Consider the following 4,077-nt stretch of genomic DNA (forward strand, 5'->3'; position numbering starts at 1 on the left):
GCGCCCCGGATGATCTCCACCAGCTTCATGCTGGGAACGGGGTTGAAGAAGTGCATGCCGATCACGGGATGATTCAGTCCGTTGGCCATCTCCGTGATGGACAAAGAGGAGGTGTTGGAGGCGAAGATGGCCTCGGGCTTGCACATGGCGTCCAGCTCGCCAAGAAGAGCCTTCTTGGTGGCCATGTCTTCCTTGACGCACTCAATGATGAGGTCGGCGTCGGCGCAGGCGGACTTCTCCTCCACCAGCACGTTGGCCATCAGCGCATCGGCGGCGGCCTGCTCCATCCGGCCCTTGTCCACGCGCTTTTGAAGAGAGGCGGCCAGCTTGTCCTTGTGCTTCTGAGCGGACGCCACAGAGCTGGCGTACATCAGAGCGGTGTGGCCCTTCGCCGCGAAAACCTGAGCGATTCCGCTGCCCATCGTGCCCGCGCCAAAAATAGCTACCTTCATGATTGTTCCTCCTGTTATTCATTATTGTAGGATTGGTCCTGTTTACAATGCCCTCAGGCGTTTTGAAACCCGGGAAAAGTAAGCAAATTCCGACATTGCTAATTTGCTCACAATCTTTATTATAGGGTCCTTCGCCGGAATTATCAAGTACAATTTCACCGCCGCTCCCCTCTTTTTTTCTTTTTTACAGTTCATACAAAATATTCGTTAAATTTTATACAATTTTATAACTCTTCCCCTTTTTCAAGCCGCTGTTTTCAACGTCTGAACCCGCCGCTTTCTTCTTCGCTTCCCGACCGGCGCACAGCCGTGCTCCAACAAAAAACAGCGGGTTGTTTTGTGCGCTCTTCCATTTTTTTAGTTTACCTAAAAATTTTTTAGATTCCCTCTTGCATTTTCTGTTTTCTGTGTTATGATACAGGCATGAGCTCAAAATTTTTCTGATCGACATATTATTTTTGGAGGCGACCGCACCATGAAAGAGGCTATCAAGTGGACCCTGAACCGCATGCCCAAGAGCGATGACAAGCAGCTTTCCATCATGTCCCTGTCCAATGTGGCGAAAGCCCGCTTCTTCCACAGCAGCTTTCCCCAGTACTCCATCACTCCCCTGGACCAGCTGGACGGAATGGCCAAGTACCTGGGGCTTGGCGGCCTGTACGTGAAAAATGAGGCGCGCCGTTTCGGGCTCAACGCCTTCAAAGTGCTGGGCGGCTCCTTCGCCATGGGCCGGTACATTGCCAAGGAGATGGACCGGGACGTGTCCGAGATGACGTATGAATACCTGACCAGCGAGGCTTTCCGCCGGGAGTTCGGACAGGCCACCTTCTTCACCGCCACCGACGGCAATCATGGCCGGGGCGTGGCCTGGGCCGCCAACAAACTGGGCCAGAAGGCCGTGGTCCATATGCCCAAGGGCAGCAGCCAGCCCCGCTTTGACAACATCGCCAAAGAAGGCGCCCAGGTGACCATTGAGGAGGTCAACTACGACGACTGCGTCCGCATGGCCGCCGCCGAGGCGGAGCAGACGGAGCACGGCGTCATCGTCCAGGATACTGCCTGGGAGGGCTATGAGGAAATTCCCACCTGGATCATGCAGGGCTACGGCACCATGGCCAGCGAGTCCGCCGAGCAGCTCCGCCAGATCGGCACGAACCGCCCCACCCACGTTTTCATTCAAGCCGGCGTGGGCAGTCTGGCCGGAGCCGTGGTGGGCTACTACACCAACCTGTTCCCCCACGATCCCCCCAAATTCATCGTTATGGAGGCCCAGGCGGCGGACTGCCTGTATCAGGGCGCCCTGGCCGGGGACGGTTCTCCCCGAGTGGTGGACGGCGACCTGCAAACCATCATGGCGGGTCTGGCCTGCGGCGAGCCCAACATCATCTCCTGGGACATCCTGCGCAACCACGCGGCCGCCTTCGTCTCCTGTCCCGACTGGGTCAGCGCCCGGGGCATGCGGATGCTGGCAGTTCCCGTAAAGGGCGACCCCAAGGTCATCTCCGGTGAAAGCGGCGCGGTGGGCATGGGTCTGATCGCCGCCCTGATGGAAACCGACGAGTATAAAGAGCTTCGGGACGCCATCGGTCTGGACCGCTACAGCCAGGTACTGATGTTCTCCACCGAGGGCAACACCGACCCCCTGAAGTTCCGCAAGGTCATCTGGGACGGCGAATACGCCACGGTCTGAGCGCATATACCGTACAGAATCTCACCTGATAATCGAGAGAAGCCTTGTCCATCAGAGAAGATGGAGTACATCAAGGATGCCTTTACCCACTTTGGAATGATATGAGAACACAAAAAGAGCTAACTGGCCCAATCAAAACCAGTTAGCTCTTTTCCTATGGATAATGAAAAAAATGTTGCCAAATCGTTGCCATAGAAGGGGGTTAAGCCTTATAAAACCCAGTCATATCAAGACTTTCCAGCCCTCTGAAATCATTCCCACTCAATCGTCCCCACCGGCTTCGGCGTCAAATCATACAGCACCCGGCATACGCCCGGCACCTCTGCCAGAATCCGTCCGGTAATGGTTTGCAGCACCGTCCAGGAAATCTCCGGCACCGTAGCCGTCATGGCATCCACGGTATTGACTGCCCGGATGATCACCGGCCAGTCAAAGGCCCGCTTGCCGTCCCGCACGCCGGTGGACCGGAAGTCCGGCACTACGGCAAAGAACTGCCACACCTGATCCGCCAGCCCTGCCTTGCCGAACTCCTCCCGCAAGATGGCGTCGGCCTCCCGCAGGGCCGCCAAGCGGTCCCTTGTAATAGCCCCCAGGCACCGCACGCCCAGGCCCGGCCCGGGGAAGGGCTGACGCTCTACCATAGAGACCGGCAGACCCAGAGCCCGGCCGACGACGCGTACTTCGTCCTTATACAGCAGCCGCACCGGCTCCACCAGCTCAAAATCCATATCCTCCGGCAGGCCGCCCACGTTGTGGTGGGCCTTCACGCCGTCGCTCTCCAGAATATCGGGGTAGATGGTCCCTTGGGCCAGGAAGGAGATGCCCTCCAGCTTTCGGGCCTCCTCGTCAAAGACCTTGATAAACTCGCCGCCGATGATCTTTCGCTTTTGCTCCGGCTCGTCCACACCGGCCAGGAGGTCCAGAAAACGGTCCGTAGCGTCCACATAAATGAGATTGGCGTCCATCTGGTCCCGGAAGACCGAGAGGACCTGCTCACTTTCGCCCTTGCGCATAAGACCGTGGTTCACATGAACGCAGACCAACTGTTTGCCGATGGCCTTGATGAGCAGCGCCGCCACCACCGAGGAGTCCACGCCGCCGGAGAGAGCCAGCAGCACTTTTTTATCGCCCACCTGGGCCTGGACCTGGGACACCTGCTCGGCGATGAACGCCTCTGCCAGCTCGGGAGTGTTGATCCGCTTCATGTCCGCGGGACGAATGTTGTTGTTCATAGACTGTCCTCCATTGCAATGATTTTCACCGGTTTTTCCCTCTGCTGTTATATCACACTTTTAGCCGGAAAGCAACAGGATTCCGCATTCGAAGAGAAGGAAAGAGCAGAGGGAGCCGGACCCTGCGGCCCAGCTTCCGATACATTATTATGATAGCCGCAAGCACCAAAACATTATGGAGGAAATGAACGCCGCTGAGATGATCCGCCAGACCATTGCATATTGTACCAACATATTGGCCCGCTGTCTTTTTATGGGGATGGTACTTTCAATCTGATTGAAAGCCGAACTAGCGGCGAAGGATATGCCGGAGACGGCGCCAGTTTAGCGGATGAACTGGACTTTACCATGCAAAATCTGTCGAACGGAGCCAAAGGCGGGACGGCATCAAATTCTTTAGCTGTCAAAACCACAATTCCGGCCTCCGCAAGTGCTCCAAAACTCACTATATCCGGCTGGAATTTCTGGAGCGGGTGGTGCTGTATGGGGTGAACCGGCTGGCCTGCTTCGCCAACGAGGACGAGGACGATTTCATCAAGGCCATGATGGGCCGCTCCGCAAAAGTGACGGAGAATGAGCGGGCCAGGAAGCAGCGGGAGCTGGATGGGCTTCTGGCGAGGGACAAAGAGCTGGACGGGCTTTTCGAGAGGCTGTATGAGGACAGCGTGACCGGGCGCATATCGGACGAGCGTTTCACGGAACT

Annotated in this window: 3 protein-coding genes and 1 pseudogene; 2 read left to right on the plus strand and 2 right to left on the minus strand. The window is 56.9% G+C overall.

The window, feature by feature from the left end:
- Positions 1-452: 3-hydroxyacyl-CoA dehydrogenase NAD-binding domain-containing protein (locus QZ329_RS15155; protein WP_295753842.1), on the minus strand; the 452-nt coding region annotated here is incomplete at its 3' end.
- A 475-nt stretch (positions 453-927) separates the two neighbouring features.
- On the opposite strand from QZ329_RS15155, the gene dpaL reads away from it, so the two are divergent.
- Positions 928-2,142: a diaminopropionate ammonia-lyase gene (gene dpaL / locus QZ329_RS15160; RefSeq protein WP_295753843.1), complete on the plus strand. Its 1,215-nt coding sequence runs from the start codon at positions 928-930 to the stop codon at positions 2,140-2,142.
- A gap of 251 nt (positions 2,143-2,393) precedes the next feature.
- On the opposite strand, the gene guaA is transcribed toward dpaL, so the two are convergent.
- Positions 2,394-3,347, minus strand: a complete 954-nt coding sequence (gene guaA, locus QZ329_RS15165) for a glutamine-hydrolyzing GMP synthase (RefSeq protein WP_365352332.1) — start codon at positions 3,345-3,347, stop codon at positions 2,394-2,396.
- A 503-nt stretch (positions 3,348-3,850) separates the two neighbouring features.
- Here guaA and QZ329_RS15170 point away from each other — a divergent pair.
- Positions 3,851-4,077: pseudogene (locus QZ329_RS15170) on the plus strand (recombinase); the annotation flags it as partial.

The sequence above is a fragment of the uncultured Oscillibacter sp. genome (assembly GCF_910579365.1).
GTDB lineage: Bacteria > Bacillota > Clostridia > Oscillospirales > Oscillospiraceae > Oscillibacter.